The sequence below is a fragment of the Exiguobacterium sp. ZOR0005 genome (assembly GCF_000798975.1).
In the GTDB taxonomy this organism is placed as follows: domain Bacteria; phylum Bacillota; class Bacilli; order Exiguobacteriales; family Exiguobacteriaceae; genus Exiguobacterium; species Exiguobacterium aurantiacum.
In genome coordinates, this window is the sequence record NZ_JTLB01000017.1 from 1 (window position 1) to 22,469 (window position 22,469).

At 52.5% G+C, this 22,469-nt stretch carries 25 protein-coding genes and 1 other annotated feature; of the genes, 11 read left to right on the forward strand and 14 right to left on the reverse strand.

Annotated elements, in window-relative coordinates:
- Nucleotides 1-94: 94 nt before the first annotated feature.
- Entirely contained in the window at nt 95-1,474 is a 1,380-nt protein-coding gene (locus L971_RS07195) for a TrkH family potassium uptake protein (RefSeq protein WP_052200328.1), read from the reverse strand.
- 136 nt (nt 1,475-1,610) lie between these two features.
- Here L971_RS07195 and L971_RS07200 point away from each other — a divergent pair, with 136 nt between their 5' ends.
- The 3 genes from L971_RS07200 (at nt 1,611) to L971_RS07210 (ending at nt 3,489) form a co-directional block, all read left to right on the forward strand.
- Complete coding sequence (locus L971_RS07200) at nt 1,611-1,862, forward strand: hypothetical protein (RefSeq protein ID WP_231557577.1); 252 nt, start codon at nt 1,611-1,613, stop codon at nt 1,860-1,862.
- 87 nt (nt 1,863-1,949) lie between these two features.
- The gene (gene motA, locus L971_RS07205) at nt 1,950-2,732 is read left to right on the forward strand and encodes a flagellar motor stator protein MotA (RefSeq protein ID WP_024372149.1); all 783 of its coding nucleotides are present in this window, start codon (nt 1,950-1,952) and stop codon (nt 2,730-2,732) included.
- Nucleotides 2,710-3,489: a flagellar motor protein MotB gene (locus L971_RS07210; protein WP_024372150.1), complete on the forward strand. Its 780-nt coding sequence runs from the start codon at nt 2,710-2,712 to the stop codon at nt 3,487-3,489. Before motA ends, L971_RS07210 begins: the two co-directional genes overlap by 23 nt.
- A gap of 33 nt (nt 3,490-3,522) precedes the next feature.
- Here L971_RS07210 and L971_RS07215 read toward each other — a convergent pair whose 3' ends face one another.
- The 4 genes from L971_RS07215 to L971_RS07230 form a co-directional block, all read right to left on the reverse strand.
- Nucleotides 3,523-4,947: an NAD(P)/FAD-dependent oxidoreductase gene (locus L971_RS07215; RefSeq protein ID WP_024372151.1), complete on the reverse strand. Its 1,425-nt coding sequence runs from the start codon at nt 4,945-4,947 to the stop codon at nt 3,523-3,525.
- A complete protein-coding gene (locus tag L971_RS07220; protein WP_047375223.1) occupies nt 4,944-5,309 on the reverse strand; it encodes a DUF1499 domain-containing protein in 366 nt (121 codons plus the stop codon). The genes L971_RS07215 and L971_RS07220 overlap by 4 nt, the downstream gene beginning before the upstream one ends.
- A 63-nt stretch (nt 5,310-5,372) precedes the next feature.
- On the reverse strand, nt 5,373-6,752 hold the full coding sequence (locus tag L971_RS07225; protein ID WP_024372153.1) for a cell wall metabolism sensor histidine kinase WalK: 1,380 nt from the start codon (nt 6,750-6,752) through the stop codon (nt 5,373-5,375).
- A complete protein-coding gene (locus tag L971_RS07230; protein ID WP_024372154.1) occupies nt 6,749-7,441 on the reverse strand; it encodes a response regulator transcription factor in 693 nt (230 codons plus the stop codon). The genes L971_RS07225 and L971_RS07230 overlap by 4 nt, the downstream gene beginning before the upstream one ends.
- A gap of 125 nt (nt 7,442-7,566) precedes the next feature.
- Here L971_RS07230 and L971_RS07235 point away from each other — a divergent pair, with 125 nt between their 5' ends.
- Together L971_RS07235 and L971_RS07240 are read left to right on the forward strand one after the other, a co-directional pair.
- A complete protein-coding gene (locus L971_RS07235) occupies nt 7,567-8,388 on the forward strand; it encodes a Cof-type HAD-IIB family hydrolase (protein ID WP_024372155.1) in 822 nt (273 codons plus the stop codon).
- 35 nt (nt 8,389-8,423) lie between these two features.
- Nucleotides 8,424-9,422 (forward strand): alpha/beta hydrolase, encoded by a 999-nt coding sequence (locus tag L971_RS07240; protein ID WP_024372156.1) that lies wholly within the window; start codon nt 8,424-8,426, stop codon nt 9,420-9,422.
- 60 nt (nt 9,423-9,482) lie between these two features.
- Here L971_RS07240 and L971_RS07245 read toward each other — a convergent pair whose 3' ends face one another.
- The 4 genes from L971_RS07245 to L971_RS07260 all read right to left on the reverse strand — a co-directional run bounded on the left by L971_RS07245 (nt 9,483) and on the right by L971_RS07260 (nt 13,368).
- Nucleotides 9,483-11,048: an aromatic amino acid hydroxylase gene (locus L971_RS07245; RefSeq protein WP_051638838.1), complete on the reverse strand. Its 1,566-nt coding sequence runs from the start codon at nt 11,046-11,048 to the stop codon at nt 9,483-9,485.
- Between the two features lie 53 nt (nt 11,049-11,101).
- Nucleotides 11,102-11,299, reverse strand: a binding site (T-box leader).
- A 121-nt stretch (nt 11,300-11,420) separates the two neighbouring features.
- Nucleotides 11,421-12,098, reverse strand: coding sequence for a uracil-DNA glycosylase (locus L971_RS07250; RefSeq protein WP_024372477.1), 678 nt, complete (start codon nt 12,096-12,098; stop codon nt 11,421-11,423).
- 80 nt (nt 12,099-12,178) lie between these two features.
- Nucleotides 12,179-12,814 carry an FMN-dependent NADH-azoreductase gene (locus L971_RS07255; protein WP_024372478.1) on the reverse strand — a complete coding sequence of 212 codons (636 nt, stop codon included), beginning with the start codon at nt 12,812-12,814 and terminating at the stop codon, nt 12,179-12,181.
- A 122-nt stretch (nt 12,815-12,936) separates the two neighbouring features.
- The gene (locus tag L971_RS07260) at nt 12,937-13,368 is read right to left on the reverse strand and encodes a MarR family winged helix-turn-helix transcriptional regulator (RefSeq protein WP_024372479.1); all 432 of its coding nucleotides are present in this window, start codon (nt 13,366-13,368) and stop codon (nt 12,937-12,939) included.
- A gap of 159 nt (nt 13,369-13,527) precedes the next feature.
- On the opposite strand from L971_RS07260, the gene L971_RS07265 reads away from it, so the two are divergent.
- The 3 genes from L971_RS07265 (at nt 13,528) to L971_RS07275 (ending at nt 15,462) form a co-directional block, all read left to right on the forward strand.
- The gene (locus tag L971_RS07265) at nt 13,528-13,902 is read left to right on the forward strand and encodes a hypothetical protein (RefSeq protein WP_024372480.1); all 375 of its coding nucleotides are present in this window, start codon (nt 13,528-13,530) and stop codon (nt 13,900-13,902) included.
- A gap of 91 nt (nt 13,903-13,993) precedes the next feature.
- Entirely contained in the window at nt 13,994-14,881 is an 888-nt protein-coding gene (locus L971_RS07270; protein ID WP_024372481.1) for a diacylglycerol kinase family protein, read from the forward strand.
- A 56-nt stretch (nt 14,882-14,937) separates the two neighbouring features.
- The gene (locus L971_RS07275; RefSeq protein ID WP_047375225.1) at nt 14,938-15,462 is read left to right on the forward strand and encodes a GNAT family N-acetyltransferase; all 525 of its coding nucleotides are present in this window, start codon (nt 14,938-14,940) and stop codon (nt 15,460-15,462) included.
- 33 nt (nt 15,463-15,495) lie between these two features.
- Here the strand turns inward: L971_RS07275 and cbpA are convergent, their stop codons facing one another.
- Nucleotides 15,496-16,131 (reverse strand): cyclic di-AMP binding protein CbpA, encoded by a 636-nt coding sequence (cbpA, locus tag L971_RS07280; protein ID WP_024372483.1) that lies wholly within the window; start codon nt 16,129-16,131, stop codon nt 15,496-15,498.
- Nucleotides 16,132-16,319: 188 nt separating this feature from the next.
- Here cbpA and pdxK point away from each other — a divergent pair, with 188 nt between their 5' ends.
- Genes pdxK through bshB2 form a run of 3 tightly spaced genes read left to right on the forward strand, consistent with a single transcriptional unit; the run spans nt 16,320 to nt 18,221 of the window.
- Nucleotides 16,320-17,144 carry a pyridoxine/pyridoxal/pyridoxamine kinase gene (pdxK, locus tag L971_RS07285; protein WP_024372484.1) on the forward strand — a complete coding sequence of 275 codons (825 nt, stop codon included), beginning with the start codon at nt 16,320-16,322 and terminating at the stop codon, nt 17,142-17,144.
- A gap of 55 nt (nt 17,145-17,199) precedes the next feature.
- Nucleotides 17,200-17,571 carry a YojF family protein gene (locus L971_RS07290; RefSeq protein ID WP_024372485.1) on the forward strand — a complete coding sequence of 124 codons (372 nt, stop codon included), beginning with the start codon at nt 17,200-17,202 and terminating at the stop codon, nt 17,569-17,571.
- Entirely contained in the window at nt 17,568-18,221 is a 654-nt protein-coding gene (gene bshB2, locus L971_RS07295; protein ID WP_029333806.1) for a bacillithiol biosynthesis deacetylase BshB2, read from the forward strand. Before L971_RS07290 ends, bshB2 begins: the two co-directional genes overlap by 4 nt.
- Before the next feature lie 163 nt (nt 18,222-18,384).
- Here bshB2 and L971_RS07300 read toward each other — a convergent pair whose 3' ends face one another.
- The 4 genes from L971_RS07300 to nhaC form a co-directional block, all read right to left on the reverse strand.
- Nucleotides 18,385-19,215 carry an undecaprenyl-diphosphate phosphatase gene (locus tag L971_RS07300; RefSeq protein WP_024372487.1) on the reverse strand — a complete coding sequence of 277 codons (831 nt, stop codon included), beginning with the start codon at nt 19,213-19,215 and terminating at the stop codon, nt 18,385-18,387.
- Nucleotides 19,216-19,463: 248 nt separating this feature from the next.
- Nucleotides 19,464-19,976, reverse strand: a complete 513-nt coding sequence (locus L971_RS07305) for a type 1 glutamine amidotransferase domain-containing protein (protein WP_024372488.1) — start codon at nt 19,974-19,976, stop codon at nt 19,464-19,466.
- A 70-nt stretch (nt 19,977-20,046) separates the two neighbouring features.
- Nucleotides 20,047-20,637, reverse strand: coding sequence for a DNA-3-methyladenine glycosylase (locus tag L971_RS07310; RefSeq protein ID WP_024372489.1), 591 nt, complete (start codon nt 20,635-20,637; stop codon nt 20,047-20,049).
- A 278-nt stretch (nt 20,638-20,915) separates the two neighbouring features.
- On the reverse strand, nt 20,916-22,292 hold the full coding sequence (gene nhaC / locus L971_RS07320) for a Na+/H+ antiporter NhaC (RefSeq protein WP_024372491.1): 1,377 nt from the start codon (nt 22,290-22,292) through the stop codon (nt 20,916-20,918).
- Between the last annotated feature and the right edge of the window lie 177 nt (nt 22,293-22,469).

A 22,469-nucleotide genomic window follows, 5' to 3' on the forward strand; every position in this document is an offset into this window, starting at 1 on the left:
TTAAAAGCCTTCGTAAATTTGACCATAAAAACACCCCATAAAAGTTGGATTTTTATGTCCAACTTTTATGGGGCAGTTCAATCAGGGCTTTTTGTCATCCAATCAATAGTTTTTCTTTCGGGTAGCGAATCTTGCGGTCGAGTTGGCGCGCGACGGTGAACAAAATCGTGAGCGATCCGACACGACCAAGCAACATCATGAACATAATGAGCTCTTTTCCGCTGTTGTTCAACTCAGCGGTGATCCCGAGCGACAGTCCGACCGTCCCGAACGCGGAAACGACTTCAAACAAGATAGCCGTCGCCGGCAAATGGCCGTTCGTCAAGATCGTCAGCGCGGTAATAAATAAAATAAAGAAGAAACTCGTGATGGCGACCATGTACGCCTTTTTAATCTGGAACACGTCAATCGTGCGTTCCATAATGACCGTTTCTTTTTTGCCGAGCAAAAACGCCCACATGTCGGCCAAGATAACAGCCACGGTCGTCACTTTAATTCCCGACCCTGTCGATGCGGCCCCGGCCCCGATATACATGAGAATCAATATGAGACCGATCGAGACCGGCGCCATCGTCGCGACGTCGATCGTATTGAAGCCGGCCGTCCGCGTCGTAATGGCTTGGAAGAACGTCGCATGAAGCGCTTCGCCGAGCGGACGCCCGTATAGTGCTCCTTCAATCGACACCCATTCGAACAACATAAGGGCGAACCAGGCGATGCCGTTGATGACGAGTAGCGACGCGATCATGATTTTCGAATGGAGAGCGAGCCGTTTCCAACGTCTCACCTCGGTCGCATCGGCAATCGTCGTGAAGCCGAGTCCGCCAATCATGATCAGTATGGAAATCGTGACGACGATGGACGTGTTCTGTTCAAACTTCATGAGGCTATCGGGCCATAAGGAGAACCCAGCGTTATTGAACGCCGAGACGGCGTGGAAGAAGCCGTAGTACAAGGCCTCACCGAACGAGTAGTCGCCGGTGCCATACAGTTCTGCCGTCAAAAAGCAGAGACCGACCACTTGGACGATGACCGTCGTGAAGACGATGTTTCGGACGAGTCGCACCGTTCCGCCCGGTCCTGATAAATTGAGAGACTCTTGGAGCAAGATACGCTGCTTCAAACCGATTTTACGCCCGAGCACGCTTAAAAGCATGAGGGCGACCGTCATGAAGCCGAGCCCCCCGATTTGAATCAACGCGACGATGACAAGCTCGCCGAACGTCGTGAACGACGTTCCGATGTCGACTGTCGAAAGCCCCGTCACCGTCCCGGCCGATGTCGCAATGAAAAGACAGTCGATCCAAGACACCGGTTCACTTTGCGCAAACGGCATATAAAGGAGCGTTGCCCCAATAAAAATCACGAGTAAAAATCCGCTGGCAATAAAGCGGGCCGGCTTCTCGAACACGATTCGGTATAACGCCTCGATTCGTTTCAACCGCCGTTCCCGTATCGATAATGGATGTCGCATCCTCATATCTCCTTCACTGTTTCTAAGCCACATATTACGCCTCGTCATCGAAATTGCCAACTAGAAAAATGTCACGCTAACTCTTTCGTCGTTTTTTTGGTAATATGATAGATAGACTTTATAAACGTTGAGGAGGTTGAATGAAACCGTGGACCCTAGTACGGTAGATCATTCGCTAAAGGATGTCTCGCGAAGGTTGGAGCGTCAGTCACAGTACATGCCCGCCCATCTTTATTTCCAGCTCGAAGAATTGCTACAATGGTCGCTCGATCAACAAGTTGTGAATCAATTGTACGCATTGTTAAAAAAATACGATGTATTAACCGATATAGAGCGTGAAGAACGAAATATCAGCATCCAACTGCTGATTGACGAAAACGGCGCTTAACCATCGGGAACGCATTATGCGGGAGACGAGTTGCGTCTCTCGCTTTTTTTTGATTCCTGTTCATTTAGAAAGGTGGAAAACATAGACATGGATGTCGTCACTTTAGTAGGATTATTACTCGGTTTCTTCACGTTGATTGGCGGGATGATTCTGAAAGGCGCAGGTGTGGCCCCGCTCATCAACCCGGCCGCACTTGTCATCATTTTTGTCGGGACGGCCGCTGCGGTCAGTATCGCCGTCTCAAAAGAGCAACTTCAAAACGTACCGAAGCTGTTCAAAATCTTATTCACAAAACAGAACTTACCTAGCAAGTCTGGGATGTTGACTCAATTCGTCGATTTATCGACACAAGCTCGTAAAGAAGGTCTATTGTCACTTGAGACCGCTTTAGAACAAGTCGAAGAGCCGTTTTTGAAACAAGGCATGATGATGGTCATCGATGGACAACCGTCTGAATATATCGCCGAAGTCATGTCGCGTGATATCGAGAACATGGAAATCCGACATAAAGCGAACGCTGACGTGTTCACACAAGCCGGTACGTACGCACCGACACTTGGCGTACTCGGAGCCGTCATCGGACTCGTCGCCGCCTTGAAAGACTTGTCCGACATCGAAAAGCTCGGCTATGCGATTTCGGCCGCATTCGTCGCGACACTGTTCGGGATTTTCTCGGGATATGTGCTTTGGTTCCCGTTCGCCAATAAGCTGAAACAATACTCAAAGAGCGAGGTGCTCATCAAGGAAATGATGATCGAAGGCATCCTCTCGATTCAAGGCGGCGAATCGCCGAAGACGTTAGAAGATAAGTTGTCTGTGTATTTGTCTCCAAAGGAGCGAGCCGACTATGAAGCGCAAAAAGAAGCATGACCATGAAGAACATATCCCTGAAGGTTGGCTCATCCCTTATGCGGATTTACTGACGCTGCTCCTCGCGCTCTTCATCGTTTTGTTCGCATCGAGTAACGTCGACCAGACGAAGCTCGAGAAGATGTCACGATCGTTCAATCAAGTGTTCTCTGGCGGGACGAGCGTCTTTCAAGCATCGACGGCCTCGAACAGTGATATCAACCGGACGAACAACACCGACACGACGGCGAATCCGCGAACGTATGAACTCGCGAAGCTCGACGAGTTGAAAGAACAAGTGACTCAATATATCGAAGAGAAGGGACTCCAAGACCAGATTGAGGCGACGATCAACTCGAGCGGACTCGTCCTGACGATTCAAGATCGGGCGCTGTTCAGCATGGGCGAGGCGACGCTCGATGCCGAGGCACGTGACGTCGCCCGCTCGATCAGCGGCATTCTCGAGCAGGCCGGCAATCGAGAGATCGTCGTGTCCGGCCATACGGACAACGTCCCGATCAACACGGCTCGCTTTCCGTCGAACTGGGAGCTCAGTTCAGCGCGGGCGACCGCGTTCATGCGCGGCTTGTTGACGAATGATTCCTTAAATCCGAGCCAGTTCACACTCGCGAGCTACGGCGAGTATAAACCGATTGCGACGAACGACACGGATGCCGGCCGCGCTAAGAACCGGCGCGTCGAAGTGTTAATCAAACCGCTCGTCGATTTATCGGAAGGTTCCCCTAAAATGATTGAAACGATCATCTTGCCACAGTAAAAGCCCACTCTGCCGAGTGGGCTTTTGTCATGTTCATCGTGTCCATTCAAAATACTTGCGTGCTAGTTCTGTGAGCGGGCTGTTGAACAGACGTTTGCGCCAGTAAAGGTCGGCCGCTTTTTTGACGGCTTCACTTCGAGACGGATACGGGTAGATCATGCGCGATAACTTCCCGATCTTATCGCCGCGTTGCATCGCGTAGACGACGATTTGCATCCAATCGCCCGCCGTCATCCCGACCGCATGTCCCCCGATGATTTTGCCGTTCTTCCGTGTGATGATTTTGACGAAACCGGTCTCTTGGCGGTCAGCGACAAACCGGTCGACTTCCGACAGCTTCGCTTCAAAGATGTCGACGTCTTCACCGTACTGCTTCCGCGCCTCGGCCTCGGTCAAGCCGACATGAAACACTTCCGGGTCCGTGAAAGTGATCCATGGCATCTTCTTATAATCAACTTTGTTCCACAGGCCGAACAAGGCGTTCGCGACGACCGCTTTGCCTTCTTCACCGGCCGCATGCGTGAACGGGAGCGTGTTGATCGTATCCCCGATCGCAAAGATGTGGGGTTGTGACGTCCGGTACGTCGAAGAGACGTCGACATAGCCATCTTTGACGTGGACGTGGGCCCGATCAAGTCGAAGCGCATCGATACGCGGTTTTCTTCCCGTTGCCATGAGCAGTTTATCCGCCTCGTAGTGGACAGTCTCCCCATCGATTTCAGCGTCGACGCGAATCTTTCCGTTCACCTCTGAAACTTGTTTGACGTCCACCCCAATTTTCAGGCGCATCGCCATCTCGAGTTGCGTGCGTAAAAGCGTCTGCACCGACTCGTCTTCTTTCGGCAAGAACGTATCGAGCGCCTCGAGTACCGTTACTTGGCTGCCGAGACGTGCGAACGATTGGGCGAGTTCGAGACCAATCGTGCCGGCGCCGATGACGATGATACTTTCCGGTAGCGTCTCCTCATGGAAGACGTCTTCGTTCGTTAAATACGACACCGTGTCGAGCCCGTCAATCGGCGGGACCGTCGGTTTCGAACCTGTCGCGATGACGAACTTCTTCCCGATCAAGAGATCGTCCCCGACTTTTAATTCGTAAGGGCTTTGGAACGATGCTTCCCCGATATAGACGTCGACGCCTAATTTTGTGAAGCGCTCCGTACCGTCGTGCTCTTGGATGATCTCGCGGGCCCGGTCGATCCGTGCTTTCGTTGTCTGATAATGCTCGCGCCCGTCAAACTCGGTGCCGAGTACACGAGCGGCCTGCATCATCGAGCTCGCTTCTTTTGAAGCGGCGATGAGCGCCTTGGACGGGATACATCCGACGTGAAGGCAATCCCCGCCGAGATGCTTTTTCTTCTCGACGAGTGCGACTTTCGCGCCAAGGTTGGCGGCTCCGGCCGCGACCGTCATACCGGCCGCGCCTCCCCCGATGACAATCAACTGATAATCCTTCATTTCATCAACCTCCGATATCGTTCACTCACATCTTCCATCCGTCTCCGGTTCACACCAAAATCGGAATGTCCGAGTCGTGCGGCCGAACGAAACTCAATTTGTCTTGTCTCATCGTCAAATAAAAATTCGACGTCGTCTTTAAAACGCATCACTCTCGTCGAGACGACATAACGAAGCATGTCGCTCGTTTCCTCGACAAGTTCGGTCCGAGGCATCTGACCCATGACCATTTTCATCGTCTCGATCGTATGGGCACGGTCGCGTCCATACGGGAGCGGATCCATCTTGAGCGCCGTGATCGACGTTTGAGTCGATACAGCGTTCGGTGTTCCTTTGATCGGTTTCAATGATTTCGTCGCCACGCAAAAACCTCCCTTATTCTACATACAATTACATGTATCCTGAATCAAGGAGGTTTAACCCTCTTAATGTAATTCGCTCGGGTCGAGCGGCAGAAGAACGGTCACCGTTGTCCCTTGGCCGACTTCACTTTCAATGACGAGCTTCCCTTCGTGCGCTTCAATCAATTCCTTGGCAATGGCGAGCCCTAACCCGCTGCTCCCTTTCGTCACTTGTGCCTGGTAGAACATCTCGGTGATGCGCTGTAAATGTTCCTTCGAGATACCAGGCCCCTCGTCGATAATCGAGATGAAGGCGACACGTTCCGACTGGACGAATCGAACCGTCAACGTTCCCCCATCTGGAGAAAATCGAATCGCATTCTCAAGCAAGTTCAGAAAAACTTGCTTCAAACGGTTCTCATCGAACAGTCCGATCGATTTTTGGGGATAGCGTTCGACCAACGTGATCTGTTTATCTTCGAGCGACTGCTTCAATTGCACTGATACTTTTCGCAGCAATGAGACGAGATCGAGCTCTTGGCGGTATAACACAAGCCGGCTCTCCTCGATTTTTGTGTAATCGAGAAGCTGTTCGACGAGGCCGATCATCCGCTCGGTCTCGGAATGGATGATCCCGAGGCCAAGCTCAGTCTCTTCTGACAATTTCTCATTCCCGCCTCGAATCGTCTCGGTCCATCCTTTAATGGATGTCAACGGTGTTCTAAGCTCATGTGACACGTTCGATAAAAATTCGTTCCGTGTCGATTGATGCTGTTGGACTTTCGCCCCTAAATACGTCAGCGTCCGGGCGAGCGCGCCGAGTTCATGTTTTTCATTCGAATACACTTCCACGTCGAAGTCTCCCTGCGCCATCTCATCTGCCGTCTCGATGATGTCACGAATCGGACGGACGAAACGGTCGGCGATGCGGATGACCGCATAGAGCGCAAGCAACCAGATGAGGACACCAATCAAGATGACCGCCATCCATATTTCCCGGATGAGTGTATCCAAGTCTTCTAACGGCCGAGTGAAACTGATGGCAAGTTCGCTCGTCTCACCGGTCATAATCGGGCTCGTCACGGACAGGAAGTGCTCATCCTTGACGTCATAGTCTTGGACGACGGATTCCCCTCTCGCAAGTTGCTCGAGTTGCCGTTCACTGAACAGCGCCTGATGGTCGCGTTGCCCGGTCGTCTTCACAATCTCACCGAAACGATTGACGATCGTCAAATCCGTTCCCGGGTAGCCGAACGTCCGCACGAGAACAGAGAACGCGCTCGGGGTCTCGAATCCGACTTGCGCCTGCGGATACAAGTACGCACTCGTCGTCGCATGGCTGAGAAGTGCTTCAGATTCATATTCATAGTAATAGCGATACGTCCCGTAAGATAGTACGCTCACGAGTAGAATCAAAACGAGCGTCATAACAATCATGATGCGGATGACGAGCTGTTGCTTCATCCGTCATGTCTCCGCCACTTATACCCATGTCCCCACAGCGTCTCAATGAACGCCGGATGGCTCGGGTCGTCTTCAATCTTTTGTCGCAACCGCCGGATGTTGACGTCGACCGTCTTCCGGTCGCCGAAGTAATTGACACCCCACACCGCGTCTAATAAAGCGTCGCGCGACAAGACGACTTCCTCGTTTTGGACGAGATGGCAAATCAAGTCGTACTCGGTTGGTGTCAAATCGATCGGTTGGCCATATTTCGTTACTTGCTTCGCTGCCAAGTCAATGGCGAACGGTCCCGATTTCAAGCGTTTCTTCTCTTTGCGCTTCACTTTTTCAACACGACGGAGCAGCGCTTGAATCCGAGCGACAAGTTCACCCGGGCTGAACGGCTTGGCAATATAATCGTCTGCCCCTCTCCCGAGTCCTTCAATTTTATCTTCTTCAAGTGTCCGGGCCGTCAACATGATGATGCCGACATTCTCATCTAAATCGCGGATGGCCGCACATGCCTCAAACCCATCCATCTCCGGCATCATGACGTCGAGCAAGACGACATCGAACGGTTGACGGTCAAACGCCGTCACGGCTTCGCGCCCATTCGACGCCTCAAAGACATCAAACCCGGCGCGCTTTAAATTTACGATGATGAAGCTGCGAATCGCATGCTCATCTTCGGCTACTAATATCCGATTCATGTTTCCACCTCTTCTGGAGTTCACTTCTCTACATTATAGTTACGTTTTTGCGACAAGGTTGTCAATTGACCTCAAATCGTATTAGGATGGAGTCATTAGATTCCGAAGGAGGACTCATTCCGATTATGAGTTATAAAATGATTGTTTTAGATATGGACGATACGTTGTTGACGAGTGACCATACGATTTCCCCGAAGACGAAGGCTGCGCTTCTTGACGCCCAAGAGCGCGGGCATAAAGTCGTCCTCGCGAGCGGTCGCCCGACATATGCGATGTGGGAAGCTGCCCGTGAACTCGAGCTCGCCAAGTACGGAAGCTTCATCTTATCATTTAACGGTGCTTCCATTATCGATTGTGAGACAGATGAAGAAATCTTCTCGAGCACACTGACGCCCGAGACGGTCGCATACCTCCATGATATCAGTGTCCGGGAGGAAATCGCGATTCATACGTACATCGGTAACGAAATCGTAACCGATCAGCCGAACCCATATACCGATATCGAAGGCGAATTGACAGGCATGCCGGTCGTCCATGTCAATGACTTCAAAGAGACGGTGACGAGTCCGGTCGTCAAATGCCTCATGCTCGCTGACGGGGATACGCTTGCCCCGATCGAGACGAAATTGCAAGTCGAGCTTGAAGGCGAGCTCGCCGTCGCCCGTTCGAAGCCGTTCTTCCTCGAGTTCACCGAGGCCGGTGTGACGAAAGGGACGAGCCTTGCGTTCTTGGCCAAGCACGTCGGTATCGAGCAAGCACATGTCATCGCCTGCGGCGACGGCAACAACGACTTGACGATGATTGAATGGGCCGGTCTTGGTGTCGCGATGGGCAACGCCAATGCGACGGTCAAAGGAAAGGCCGATTTCATCACAAAATCAAATAACGAGGATGGCATCGCGCATGTCATCGAAACGTTCATGAGTGATGTGCTCATTGATCAGTAAATCGTGAAGTAACGCTTCACAAAGGAGGAAGTATGATGAATAAAGGATTGAAACGAGCGGGACTCGGACTCGTCGGGACGGCCGTCGCCGGAGCCGCGTACGTGTTCTTGTCCCCGAAACCGACGTCCCGCCTCGTCAAAACCTCATTTTCCGGTGGGAACGAAGTCGCGATGAAAGGATTTGACGAAGTCGTTCAAAAGACGTCGGTCCGAAAGGACATCGACTATCATTCGTCTTATGAGAACGGGACGTTTGATTTGATTCGCTATGAGGGCGACAAGCAAGTGCCAACCATCTTTTGGGTGCACGGCGGCTCGTTCGTCGGTGGAGACAAAGCAGACGTGTTCAAATATGCCACATCGATCGCGAGCAACGGCTACAACGTCGTCAGCATCAACTACGCGCTCGCACCAGACGTGACGTATCCCGTCCCGCTCCAACAAATCGAAGAGGCGTACGCGTATATCGTCGAGAACAACGACCGCTTCCGGCTCGACCTCGACCGCGTCTTCTTCGCCGGGGACTCGAACGGAGCCCAACTCGTCGCCCAATTCATTGGCATTCAACTGAACGAGAACTACGCCCCGTCAGCTGACGTGCATCAAGTCGTCCCGAAAGAGTCGATTCTCGGTGCGATTCTCTTCTCCGGCCCGTATGATTTGAAACGGACGATTGTCGAGTCTTCGAAAGCGGTCAACCGTTTCTTGTTCAAGCGCATCGGTTGGGCGTACTTCGGGACGTATAATTGGGAGAGCCTCCCTGTCGTCTCCGAGGCGTCCCCGCTCGTCAATGTTCCGGCGACGTTCGTGCCGACATTCATTACGGATGGCAACACCGGCTCGTTCGAGACACAAGCGAAAGAATTCGCGACAATCTTGTCGGGTCGCACTGATGTGACGCGTGTCTTTTATGATCAATCCGAACATGAGCTCGGCCACGGCTATCATTTCGAGATGGACAAGCCGGCCGCAAGCGCGACATATCGCCGACTCATTGCGTTTTTACGTGAGACGTCTGCCACTCGATCACTTTGAACCGAAAACACGACCACCCCTCAATCATGAAGGGGTGGTCGTGTTTTTTATGTCTCTCGTTCAGACGTTCAAAAGCCCGAACGCCCGTCCGATCAGTTCGTTCCGTGACGGGGATGTCGCACGTAACTGTTGGAGCCGTTCAATCAACGCCTGCTTCAACGTCTCGGATTCGACGAGTTCGAGACACTCGATTTGAAGCAACCAGGCGTCCGCGTGCTCTTCGAGGATCGTCGGGACGAGCTCATCGATGGAGGCTCCTTGTTCGCGCAAGTTACGAACACGGTTGAACATCGGGTCGTCATTCGTCCAAACGCGAGCGTCCCGCTCGACGACGACCGGTTTCTCGATGAGGACGAGCTCCTCGACATCGGTACCCGGGAAGACCGATGGGATCGAATCTTGACGGACTTCAAGTGTCGCCAGTTCGATCCGGCGCCCTTCCAGCTCAATGACGACATTTTCTAAACGCAACTCGTCTGCCGTCTCGTTGACGACCTGTCCATCGAGTCGAATCGCTGCCGTCGCCAACACGTCTTGAATCGGGCCGTCGAGAATGAGTAAACCGTGGTTCTCGAGGTTCGTTAATTGTCCGTTGTCGACTTTCACGCAGTCGTTCCATTGGACGAGCGCGCGTCCTCCGCTCCGGGTCAAATGACGGACGACGCCGACCCGGTCCGTCCCGTCCTCGAGACGGACGGTCGCCTGGCTGCCCGAGGCGAGCGCCTTCTCGATTGAGGCGACGCCGCCCTGATGCACGGCCATCCGGCTCTCGAGCTCGTCAAGCGCCTCGGTCAAGGCATCAAAGTCCGGTATGACGAACAGTTCGCGTTGCATATTCGTCACGTCTTGCTTCGTCTCAAGCGCGTGCTCCAAGTTGAACGGGTGTTTCGTGACCGCGTCCGTCAAACAGTGCCGGCTCTCGCCGACTGATGACAACAGCCCGGCTCCGTAAATGAGTGGGTTGTCGACGTCACCGATGAGACCGAACTCGACCGTCCACCAAAAGATACGAGCCACTTGCTGCGCTTCCGAGAATCCGGTCACTTGCGCTTTCGCCGCATGGACGGCCGCTTCAGCCGCAGCGACCTCTTCGTCCGTCGAGTTGGCGTTCTCTTTCACGACGGTCAATCGCTTTAACGCCGCGAACGAGGCGTGTTCCTCACGGTTCATGAACGCTTTCGCCCCGAGCTGTCCGAACCGTTTGACGATGTTTGAGAAATCAGGGTCCATCAACATCGGCGCGTGACCGGCCGCTTCGTGGATGATGTCCGGTGCCGGGCTGTATAAGATGTTTTCGACTTTCCGGATGTCGGTCGCGACCGGGAGCATACCGTTCCCTTGGAAATCGAAGAAAGCAACGCCTGGGATCAGTCCATCGACGGCGACCGTCGACCAACCGGCCGAACGCATCTCTTCGGTCATCGCCTCGACGTTCGGCAAGCGCTCCGGGCCCATTCCTGTCTTCTTCAACCCTTCGATGTAAAACGGATGGGCCTTTCCTTCAAGCGTGTGCAAGTTGAGCCGTAAGACGAAGCGCCAGACGGCATGATCGGTCGGCGTGTACTCGTCGTAGAATTGCGGTGAGATATGTGGGGCCAAGTGGCGTGGGATGAGTTGTGTCAACATGTTGGTTCCTCCTTTTGTGTTTGAAACGGCAAAAAGTCCCTATCGAATCACTCGATAGGGACGACGATTGCCGCGGTACCACCCTGATTACTAGACAGACGCCTAGTCACTTCATTCCGATAACGGGGGACCGCTCAATCATTGAGAGCTCGCAAACTGTAATTCGATTCATCTTTTGGGCGTGTTCACAGCACCACACGCTCTCTGGGCCAGGGAAGATGTCTCTACTTCGGTTTGGTCATCACTTGTCACTGTTATGCAGTTATGCTTTTATGCACATTCGCTTTTAAGCATTAAAGCATCTTGTTGCTAGTAACAATAACAGACCTTTTTTACGACGTCAACCAAAAAACAGTCCGCATGTGCGAACTGTCATAAACACCAATCGATTTCTTCGACGCCCCATTCACTGAGCTTCGTATTCACTTGCGAGAATGGCTTTGAGCCGAAAAATCCCCTATGCGCCGAGAGCGGGCTCGGGTGGACCGATGTCAAGATAGTGTGGTGGTCACCGATGAGCCGTTGCTTCTTCTTCGCGTCGTTGCCCCATAAAATAAACACAATCGGCTCCTCACGTTTCCCTAGCTCCTCGATGACAGCGTCGGTGAACGTCTCCCACCCTTTCCCACGGTGTGAGGCGGCTTTTCCTGCTTCGACCGTCAGTGCCGTGTTGAGCAGCAGCACGCCTTGGCGGGCCCACTTCTCAAGATTGCCGCTCGTCGGCATGTCACAGCCGATATCGTCTTGTAACTCTTGAAAAATATTACGAAGCGACGGCGGGAAACGCACACCGTCTTGGACGGAAAAGCTGAGTCCATGCGCTTGATTCGGTCCATGATACGGGTCTTGTCCGAGGATGACACATTTGACGTCTTTCAATTTCGTATAGACGAACGCGTTCCAAATATCTTGTCGAGCCGGATATACGGTCGAGGTCGCGTACGCCTCATCGATAAACGTGGCCAACTCATTGAAGTACGGTCGTCCCATCTCGCTCTCGATCATATCGCTCCAATCGCCGAGCAAGCGGTCAGATAACTGTTCTCCCATTCCACTCTCCCCTTTCGGTCTTATCATACCCGAATCGATGACACACAAAAAGACGAGCCCATCAGGACCCGCCTTGATCGTTATACAGTTACCGCGCCTGCGACTTCTTTCGCGAGCGTTTCTGCTTTCGCTTTCGCGTCAGCGACGATTTCTTCAATCTTGTCAGGGAATTGGTTCATCCCTTCAACCGCAAGCGTCGTCACGTCTGTCACACCGACGAACGCGAGCGCTTGACGAAGGTAAGCGTCAGCAAAGTTGAGGTCTGTGCCTGTGTAGATGCCGCCTGTTCCTTGGATGTGGATCGCTTGTTTGTTCTCGAGAAGACCGACCGGCCCTTGCTCTGTGTAACGGAACGTCTTACCAGCAGTCAACACGCTGTCGAGGAACATTTTCATGCGCGCCGGGAAGAAGAAGTTCCACATCGGTGTCGCGAACACGTACACGTCCGCTGCCATGAACTTCTCGAGCATACCGTTCATCGTCGCAACTTTAGCCGCTTCGACGTCAGTAAGTGCTTCGCCTGAAGCGAATTTGCCCCATGCGCTAAGGACATCGCCATCGATTTCTTGGACATCGACGTCGTATAGTTCGATCGCTTCGATGTCGAGTGACGCGTTCTCTTCTTTGAGCGTCGTCATGAACGTCTCAGCAACTTGTTTGCTGTATGACAATTCAGTCGGTTTCGGGTTTGCAGATACGTAAAGTACTTTTTTCATGATGAGTTCCTCCATATATTAAAATCTCTATTTTTATATCAACAGTTTGTACTATATCATCTGTATATCTCATCGTCAATTATTTCGAATTCAAGATATATGTTAAAAAAACACGACAGGCGTCATTTGCCTGCCGCGTTATAACCGACGCGTTTCAATAACTCGATGAGCGTCTCGGTCTCCGCTTCACTGAGCGGGCCGTAAATATCTTTAAAGATTTCAATGTGTTCCGGGTAGACGACGTCCATCAACTGTTTACCTGTTTCCGTCAACGAGGCGTACGTGACGCGTCGGTCTGACGGACAAGCGACACGCTCGATGAGCCCCCGTTTCTCGAGCTTATCGATTACGTACGTCACACTGCCGCTCGTAATCAAAATTTGATCTCCGATTTGTTGCAACGGGGTATCCCCTCGTTTGTACAACACGGATAAAACACCGAACTCTGTTGAATTCAATTGGTGGCGTCGAAGATCTTCTTTCACACGGTCACTGATCGCGTCCATCGTCCGTGCCAAGACGACCCATGCCTTCAACTCAAGCGATTCAATCATGTCGGTCTCACCTCAATTCGTTCATCATTTACTTTTAGTATAGCAGGACATGAGCAGTATACGGGGGGAAAAACACTTCGTCAAGAAACTTCTTCATTGTCGCCCATCGACGAAACGTTTAGAATGGAATTATTGTGATTTTTAGAAAGGATGGACGGCATGCGTGAATATTACGAGATTTCATTGACGATCAAGCAACATTATTTGGATTCGGTCATCGAGTTGTTGAACCGGGAAGGGATTGCCCCTGATTATGCGCTAAGAAAAGAAGGCGCGGTCTTTTTGTTGTTCAATCACTTGCCTTGGTCAAACGTCACACGCGAACCGCACGCGGTTGAACGGTTTCTATTGACGCTTCCGCGGGAAGACTACTTGTTCGTCAAAACGAAGCGCAAGTCCCCCGTCCCTGACCATGAACCGGTCGCCTGTATGGGTGCGTTCGACTCGCCGTTTCATGAACATTTGAAAATCGAACTCGCCGTCGACGAGTCCGAAGCGAGCCACCTCGATATGTCGGCGTTCCGCCACTACTGAGCAACGGATGACCGTTGCTTTTTTTGATGACTAGCTTTCTTGATGGACGGGAATATAGCACAGTATCTAAACGTAAAAGGGGAATGTCTGAATGGAACCTGTCATGTTGATCGTCAACCCGTCATCAGGAAAAGAGTTAGGAAAAGAACATGCACCTCACGCTGAAGCGGTACTGAAAGAACGATACGGCAACGTGGACGTTCGCTTCACCGAGAAAGCAGACGATGCGACCCACTTCGCCCGTGAGGCGGCACAGAAGCGTTATCGCGCCGTCATCGCCATGGGCGGGGACGGGACGCTAAACGAAACGGTCGCTGGACTCGCCGAAGCACCTTACCGGCCCGACTTCGGGATTATCCCGCTCGGCACAGTGAACGACTTGGCTCGCGCGCTCGGCGTGCCGAGCGATCCAGAAGAAGCGATTGACGCGCTCAAAACAGCAGAGCCGACACCGATGGATATCGGCAAATACGAGAACGGCTACTTCATGAACGTCATCGCCATCGGTTTAATTGCCGAAGCGGTCGATGAGGTGAGTGTCGAGGAGAAGACGAAATGGGGACCGTTCGCCTATCTCATTGAAGGAGTGAAGGCGTTCCGAGAGCATAGTCCTTACTCACTCTCTGTCCAGGCCGAAGAAGAGACGTTCGACGGGAACGCATACCTCGTCGTCATCGCGCTCACGAACTCGGTCGGCGGCTTCGAGAACTTTGAGCCCGACGCCGAGTTGAACGACGGATTGTTGCACGTCTATTTATTTGAAAGCCTCGGTTTCAAAGATGCGCTTCAACTCGCCCCGGCCCTGTTCACCGGTAAATTGAAGGAGACGGACAGCGTCACATCGTTCAAGACGAAACGTGTCCATGTCGACTCACCAGAGTCGCTTCCCGTCAACGCGGACGGTGACACAGGTGGGAAACTCCCGCTCACGTTCGAGGTGCTGCCGAGTCATTTGAACGTGTTGAAACCGTTGGCGTGACGACAGGAGTTTTTCGTTTAGTCTAGAATAGATAGTGCGAGAAAGGAGTGGATGGGATGACAATCTCGCTCGTTCCTTTGAAAGAATCGTCCGTTGACATCGTCGAGACATTCAACCGCTGGAACAACGACCCTGCCATCGTTCATTTGATTCGCCCGGTCCGTTCGGAAGAAGAACTTACTGTCGAACAAAACTTGACGGTCGAATCGTTAGCAGAACGACTTCAGACGCACGACATCTTCTTGATTTACGCGGACGACCACCTCGTCGGAGAGGTGAACGTCATGTATGATGCGGCGCACTTGTATCGCCAAGAGCCAGGCAGCGCGTGGCTTGGACTCGTCATCGGTGAGACGAAAGGACGCGGAAGAGGCGTCGGCACGACAGCGTTGAACTTGCTTGAAGAACGGATCCGGCAGCAAGGGACACCACGCATCGAATTAGGTGTTTTCGCCTTCAATGAAGCAGCGCACCGTCTATACGAGAAACTCGGCTATGAGGAAATTGCCCGTATCGAGGCGTTCACATACTGGAACGGACAATTTTGGGCAGACATCCGGATGGAAAAACGGTTGACATGAGAAAGACCTCCTTCACGTGAAGGAGGTCTTATCTCAGTTGTTCAAATTCTCGACTTCGACGACGCGGAACCCTTTTTGTTCAAGTTTTGCGACAATCTTGTCTTTTTTCGGTTCGTCACAGTCCGGCGGCAGCGTGATCAACACACGCCGCAACACTTTGCTCTTCGCATCGAGCGTCATAAGGCTTGCGATCGATGAGTAGCGGCTGACGATTTTCGTAATCTTTTCAAGCGCCCCCGCCTGTTCGCTCAAAGCGATCGTGACGACGTAACTTCCCGTGTCACGGCTCCACGCCTCTTCGAGCATACCGAGCATTTTACCGTGTGGCAAGATGCCGTAAAATTCATTGCTCTCATCTTTCAACACGGCGATGTATGGCAATTCTTTGATTGAGAAGAACACTTGGAAAAAACCGTCCGACTCGTGGACGTATTTTTGCGTGTTCTTAATGAGCGTCATGACGTTATCGTCTAAGCTCCCCTCGTTCATACCGTGACGATAAATGTGCATTTTATAAATGTTACCGCGGAAAAACGTTCCTGTCTCGTCGAGAACAGGGACGCAACGGTATCCTGTTTTCTCAAGCGTGTCGAGCGCTTCCCGTAACGTCGCTTTTTCACTGATGGTCACGACGTCTTTCTTCGGAATGCATAAGCTGTGCACTAACATGCGATTTTCCTCCTGCCCAATTGAAAGTGGTCTACACCCTATTCATTACTATTCCCCAAATATGATTGAAATCCTGCCAACTTATAATGAAAAGTTGATGCGGACCTTTCTTGGTCATGGGATTTGTCGTAACGCCAAAAAGTCGTTATAGTGAAACTATCCAAACAGACAAAGGGGATTGAACGACTATGACGATGAAAAAAGCATTAACGATTGCTGGATCGGATACGAGCGGCGGTGCTGGTATTCAAGCTGACTTGAAAACGATGGAAGAGCTCGGTGTGTACGGCATGACGGCCCTCACGGTCATCGTGGCGCAAGACCCGCACAACGCCTGGCACCATGAAGTGTTCCCAATCGATACGACGTTGATCGAGAAGCAAATCGACACCGTCCTCGCCGGAATCGGTGTCGACGCCGTCAAGACAGGCATGCTCCCGACGCCTGAAATCATCGAACTGGCAGCTCGTAAAATTAAAGAGTACGGCATCGAAAACGCCGTCGTCGACCCGGTCATGGCTTGTAAAGGCGCTGATGAGATTTTGAACCCGGACGTCGCCATCGCCATGCGCAAGCACCTCGTCCCAGTTGCCAAAATCATCACGCCGAACTTGTTCGAGGCGCGCATGCTCGCCGGTCTCGACAAGACACCTTCGACGATGGATGAGATCAAAGAAGCCGCCCGCTTGATCCACGAGCTCGGTGCAGACATCGTCATCGTCAAAGTCGGCGGCAAGCTCGGCTTCGATACGGCGTTCGATGTGCTCTATGATGGAAACGAATATCGTCTCCTCGAGAGCGAGAAAATCGAGCCAGCCTTCACACACGGTGGTGGCTGCACGTTCTCATCTGCGATCGCGGCGTCACTCGCGAACGGCCATTCGGTCGACGAGGCCATCGAGATCGGTAAAGCGTTCATCACGGAAGCGGTACGCCACTCGTTCCGACTCAATCAGTATGTCGGGCCGACGAACCATACGGGCTACCGTAAAAAGTTGGCAACACAATCATAAACGGATGACCCGAGGCGCACGCTTCGGGTCATCGTTTCCATTGGAGGAGAGAAGTGTGAACACGATTCAACCTGAAGTGATTCAAGCTTATTTAGACAAACACGTGACGACCCCGCTCTATGCACACGTCGAGACGACGAACGGGGCGTACGCCACCCATAACGATCCGGATTTCCATAACGCCGGCATGTTCATCCGAAATGTCGTCATCGAATATAGCATCGGACAAATCAAAGGACAAGGACCATATCGCGTCGGATTAAAACTCGATCACGGGTGGCTCTATGTCGAAGGATTGACCGACTTCGAACAGCACGGCGATCAGTTATTGCTCGCCGGGCACGACCGGCTCGGGCGTCTCGCCTGTGCGCTCCATCTAGACATAAAACCGCTCCCGCAAGGAGCCACGGAGGTGGAAAGCCAATGACTGGACCGTTGCTTGTCATTTTCCCGCATCCCGACGATGAAGCGTTCAGCTCCGCCGGAACGATCATCCAACATCAAAAGAACGGCTTCCCTGTCACGTACGTCTGCTTGACGCTCGGTGAAATGGGACGAAACATGGGATCTCCGATTTTCACGACACGTGAAGAACTGCCAAAAATTCGAAAGCATGAGCTCGAAGCCGCCTGTGCGATTATGGGTATCGATGATCTCCGCATGTGGGGCCTCCGGGACAAGACTGTCGAATTCGAAGACGAGGTCGAACTCGCCGATCGCTTCAGCAAGTTGATCGCGGAAGTGAGACCGGCCCGGGTCATCTCATTTTACCCAGGATACGCCGTCCATCCGGACCATGAAGCGACCGCCCGTGCCGTCGTCCGTGCCCTTCAAGGCATTGATGCGTCTAAGCGTCCTGAGTTTTTAGGTGTCGCCTTTGATCACCGCACCGAGTCTGAGCTCGGCAAACCGCACGTCATCATCGAAGTCGGGGCCGAGAGTATCACGAAGCGGGAAGCACTCCTTGCCCACCGTTCGCAGACAGAAGGACTCCTACGTGCCATCGACAACGCAGAAAACGCCCACGTCATGGAGTTACTCCAACGTGAGCGCTTTTATCACTATCCGTTCTCATGATTCATATGCGAGACGCGTCATGTACAGCAATGTTCCGACCGTCCCAAGACCGATCAACGTTCCTAATACGACAACGATATGTTCCATGTTCTCACCTCTACTTGGTTTTACGAACTAACTGAACAATAGGTTTCAACGGCGCGTGCATAAGCACGCGTTTTTTTTAGAAATACAACAAGTAAATGACAGCCGCCAACACGATCCGATAAATCGCGAACGGCGTCAGTTTCACTTTGTTGATCAACTTCAAGAAGAATTGAATCGACAGCAGCGCGAATAAGAAAGCGCTGACGAAACCGACAAGGAATACCGGTAACGTCTCCATCGTGAAGTAGCTCCACTTGCTGTAAAGCGATAACGCACTCGCCCCGAACATGATCGGCACGGCCATGATGAACGTGAAGTCCGCTGCTGCGCGGTGACTCATCCCGAGGAGGACGCCGCCTGAAATCGTCGAGCCCGACCGTGAAAAGCCCGGCCAAAGTGAAAAGCATTGAATCAATCCTACACCGAGCGCTTGTTTGTACGAAATCTCATCGAGCGTCGCCGTCGTCTGACGCTTCACGCCGGACAAATCAGCCGCAATCATGAAGAATGCCCCGATGACAAGCCCGATTAATACCGTCTTGACCGAAAAGAGATGCGTATCGATATAGTCTTCAAACATGAGGCCGAGCACCGTTGCCGGCAACAGGCCAATCAAGATATGTAGCAGATTCAACTTGTCGGTCTGACCGCGTCGGAACGAGACCAACTCCCTCGGATTCAATAACTGTATAAACCGATTCCGAAACACGACGATGACCGCTAAAATCGAGCCAAGTTGAATCACAATCTTGAACGTGTTCGCGACTTCCTGTCCTAAAAATGCGCTCGAATTGAGCCACAGGTCATCGACGACAATCATATGTCCCGTAGACGACACCGGTGCGAATTCGGTCAACCCTTCGACGACACCTAACAAAAAACCGATGAACAACTCATACCATGACATAATCTGTCTCCTGCTTCTGTATTGTGTCTAATCATACATCGGGATGAGTCGTCCCGCCCTCGGTCTTAAGACGTAAAAAAGAGGGCGTTACGCCCCCTTTCCCCTTGTTTTAAAAAAACAAGCGGTTCAATGTGCTGTTTGATTTATCAATGTTTCATTCATCTGGATGTTTGAAAAAGAGACAGGCAAGTCTTTCCTTATTTCTAATCTCATAAAAAAAGCCACGGAACGTGTCCGTGGCCGAGTAATTATTTTAAAAGGTTGAGCATCTCACGATTAAACGCCGGGATGTCATCCGGTTGACGGCTCGTCACGAGCTGCTCTTGGCAGACGACGACTTCCTTGTCGGCGTACTTCGCACCGGCATACTCCATGTCGACTTTAATCGACTTGTAGCCCGTTGCGTCGCGTCCTTCAAGCGTCTTCGCCGTAATCAACAGTTGCGGTCCGTGACAGATCGCGAACACCGGTTTTTTCGCATCCATGAACGCCTTCGCGAACTGGACGAAACGGTCGTCTTCACGAAGCAAGTCCGGCGAGAAACCGCCTGGTAAGAGTAAGGCATCGAAATCTTCCGGCGAGACGTCATCGATCGCTTTGTCGATCGTCACTTTCGACTCACCTTGTTTGCCTTCGACCGTGTTTCCTGCCGATTTTTCAATCGTGACGACTTCGTGGCCCGCTTCCACCAATGCGTCGCGTGGCGCTGTGAACTCTACATCTTCAAACATATCTGTAATGAGCGTTGCTACTTTTGCCATATTGAAACACTCCTTCAATTTGTTTTTTCACACATAGGGAGTGTTCCACTCGACGTTCACCGTTAAACCTTCAGCGATACTTTGAGACGTACGGGTTCGTCCGTTCAAAGAAACGATACGGGTAATCCCGCGCCTCCCCGGTATTCGGGATACCGACGCGAGGTCCGGCCTCGACATCGGTGATTGGTTCGCCTTCCACGATAAAGAGCGGCTCGTGCTGGAGCGAATGTCCGTATAAGTCCATCGTGATGCCGAGCGCTTTCGTCAACTTACCTGGCCCGTTCGTCTGGTCGACAGGTCTCAAGCCGGGACGGTGCTGGTCAATTAGCGCCTGCCCTTGAACCGGTTCGACCGCGCGAATCAATACGGCCTCCGGTGTCCCGACTGGTCCGCTGACGACGTTCAAGAGCGTATGCGTGTGCATTTGATACGTGTAGACGTGACCCGGCAGGCCGAACATCACCTCGGTCCGATTCGTCCGTCTGCCGCCGAAGCTGTGCGCCGCCCGGTCGATGGCACCGAGATACGCCTCGGTCTCGACAATCTTGGCGATGATTTCGCCTGTCGCATGCTGATGGACGAGATAGTGCCCGAGTAGCGAACGGGCGAGTTCCAGTGTCGGCTGTTCATAAAAATCTTTAGGCAGTCGTTTCATCGTCATCCCTCCTCGGTCTCATTTTCTCAAATGAGGACGAGGTGCACAAAGAAGATGCCCTGTTTCACAAACTGGTCGAGATGAATGACGGGGAGAGTCTAGACCTTCATTTTTTTACGAAGGACTCGCTCCCACTTCAGATTGAAAAAAGGGCGAACGCGCTCCTCGAACAGTTCGGACATACGTTGTGGGAACTTGAGAGCTCGTATAAGCCAATTGGCTAAACGACACGATAAACGGAAAACGATCCAGGACCTCGATTGGTCCTGGATCGTTTTGTGTGCTTACGATGCGAGCTTCATCGCATCACGTTGCTTTCCCAACTTCACGTAGCCGAGAATGACCGAGAAGATTGGACTGAGCCAGAGGAAGAACGCGAACGGTGCGTATTCGAGCACCGGTACACCGAGTGTCGCGGCGAAGAACGCGCCCGACACACCCCATGGGATGAGCGGGTTGATGACCGTTCCGCCGTCTTCAAGCGCACGTGACAAGTAACGCGGATCGATGCCACGGTCGACGAACCCTTGTTTGAACGCTTGCCCTGGTAGCAAGATCGACAAGTACTGTTCTCCGGCGAGCAAGTTGACGCCAATCGAGCTCAAGACGACCGACAACACCGAGCTGCCCGGTGACTTCAAACGGCGAAGCAACGCATCGACGATCGCTTGGAACACACCGAGCTCTCGGAGCAGACCGCCGAACGCGAGCGCGATCAAGACGAGACTGACCGACCAGAGCATCGACTCGAGACCACCGCGGTCGAGCACGGCCGCGATTGTTTCGTTTTCAACACCTGACTGGAAGCCGCCTTGCATGACGCCGAACCAGTTCGAGATGTTCCAGTTACCTTGCACGAACCCAGCCGTCAACACACCGGCAAACATCCCGACGAGCATCGTCGGCAACACCGGCATGCGGCGGAACGCAAGCACGGCGACGAGAAGTGGCGCGAGAAGCGTCACCCATGACAAATTGAACCGGCCTGCGAGCGCTGCTTGCGCTTCGGCAATTTGAGCCGTGTCGGCCGCTTGACCGCTCCGTCCGAGAATTGTGAACAAAACGAGCGTGATCAAAAAGGCTGGTACCGTCGTCCCCATCATGAAACGAATATGGTCGAACAGTTTGACGCCGGCGACGGCCGGGGCGAAGTTCGTCGTATCCGAGAGCGGACTCATCTTGTCACCAAAAAGTGCCCCAGAGACGATGGCTCCGGCGGCGAGCGCCGGTGAGATGCCAAGCGCCATCCCGATTCCGAACAAGGCGACCCCGACAGTACCGACCGTCGTGAACGCGCTTCCTGTGAACGTCGAGACGATCATCGTGATGAGCAAGACGCTCGGCAAGAACCACTGTGCTGAAATTGTATTTAAACCGATGGAGAGAATCGTCGCCACCGTGCCGGACATCTGCCATACGCCAATCAGCATGCCAATCAATAATAAGATCATAACCGGCATGATGGCTTCGCGAATCCCGTTAATCATCGCCGTCTCGATTGTCTTGAAGTCACGCGTGCGATAGTATGCGTACACCCCTACTAGTACCATTGTGCCAAAGATCGCCATATGTGGCGTCGCTTTGGCCAAAAACATCAGTGCGAGCAAGGAAATCCCGCTCAACAGCACGACGAATACAGCCTCTTTTCCTTTCATCTGCATCGACGTCCCCTCCTTTCAGTTCCATCTTTTTATTTTGCCTAACCGCTTAAACGCTTTTATGCACGAAAGCATGTCAGTGATGTTCTTTACTATACCTGCTTCTCTTTACCCTGTCAAACAACTTTTTATGGTAAAGTAAACGCTCGAGGGTGACCTCCGGAGTTCGTAACCTCCTCC

Excerpts from the sequence above, each read along its gene's own strand:
- L971_RS07195 (WP_052200328.1), bottom strand. The coding sequence starts at position 1,474 with ATGCGACATCCATTATCGATACGGGAACGGCGGTTGAAACGAATCGAG.
- motA (WP_024372149.1), top strand. The coding sequence starts at position 1,950 with ATGGATGTCGTCACTTTAGTAGGATTATTACTCGGTTTCTTCACGTTG.
- L971_RS07210 (WP_024372150.1), top strand. The coding sequence starts at position 2,710 with ATGAAGCGCAAAAAGAAGCATGACCATGAAGAACATATCCCTGAAGGT.
- L971_RS07215 (WP_024372151.1), bottom strand. The coding sequence starts at position 4,947 with ATGAAGGATTATCAGTTGATTGTCATCGGGGGAGGCGCGGCCGGTATG.
- L971_RS07225 (WP_024372153.1), bottom strand. The coding sequence starts at position 6,752 with ATGAAGCAACAGCTCGTCATCCGCATCATGATTGTTATGACGCTCGTT.
- L971_RS07230 (WP_024372154.1), bottom strand. The coding sequence starts at position 7,441 with ATGAATCGGATATTAGTAGCCGAAGATGAGCATGCGATTCGCAGCTTC.
- L971_RS07235 (WP_024372155.1), top strand. The coding sequence starts at position 7,567 with ATGAGTTATAAAATGATTGTTTTAGATATGGACGATACGTTGTTGACG.
- L971_RS07240 (WP_024372156.1), top strand. The coding sequence starts at position 8,424 with ATGAATAAAGGATTGAAACGAGCGGGACTCGGACTCGTCGGGACGGCC.
- L971_RS07245 (WP_051638838.1), bottom strand. The coding sequence starts at position 11,048 with ATGTTGACACAACTCATCCCACGCCACTTGGCCCCACATATCTCACCG.
- L971_RS07250 (WP_024372477.1), bottom strand. The coding sequence starts at position 12,098 with ATGGGAGAACAGTTATCTGACCGCTTGCTCGGCGATTGGAGCGATATG.
- L971_RS07255 (WP_024372478.1), bottom strand. The coding sequence starts at position 12,814 with ATGAAAAAAGTACTTTACGTATCTGCAAACCCGAAACCGACTGAATTG.
- L971_RS07260 (WP_024372479.1), bottom strand. The coding sequence starts at position 13,368 with ATGATTGAATCGCTTGAGTTGAAGGCATGGGTCGTCTTGGCACGGACG.
- L971_RS07265 (WP_024372480.1), top strand. The coding sequence starts at position 13,528 with ATGCGTGAATATTACGAGATTTCATTGACGATCAAGCAACATTATTTG.
- L971_RS07270 (WP_024372481.1), top strand. The coding sequence starts at position 13,994 with ATGGAACCTGTCATGTTGATCGTCAACCCGTCATCAGGAAAAGAGTTA.
- L971_RS07275 (WP_047375225.1), top strand. The coding sequence starts at position 14,938 with ATGACAATCTCGCTCGTTCCTTTGAAAGAATCGTCCGTTGACATCGTC.
- cbpA (WP_024372483.1), bottom strand. The coding sequence starts at position 16,131 with ATGTTAGTGCACAGCTTATGCATTCCGAAGAAAGACGTCGTGACCATC.
- pdxK (WP_024372484.1), top strand. The coding sequence starts at position 16,320 with ATGACGATGAAAAAAGCATTAACGATTGCTGGATCGGATACGAGCGGC.
- bshB2 (WP_029333806.1), top strand. The coding sequence starts at position 17,568 with ATGACTGGACCGTTGCTTGTCATTTTCCCGCATCCCGACGATGAAGCG.
- L971_RS07300 (WP_024372487.1), bottom strand. The coding sequence starts at position 19,215 with ATGTCATGGTATGAGTTGTTCATCGGTTTTTTGTTAGGTGTCGTCGAA.
- L971_RS07305 (WP_024372488.1), bottom strand. The coding sequence starts at position 19,976 with ATGGCAAAAGTAGCAACGCTCATTACAGATATGTTTGAAGATGTAGAG.
- L971_RS07310 (WP_024372489.1), bottom strand. The coding sequence starts at position 20,637 with ATGACGATGAAACGACTGCCTAAAGATTTTTATGAACAGCCGACACTG.
- nhaC (WP_024372491.1), bottom strand. The coding sequence starts at position 22,292 with ATGCAGATGAAAGGAAAAGAGGCTGTATTCGTCGTGCTGTTGAGCGGG.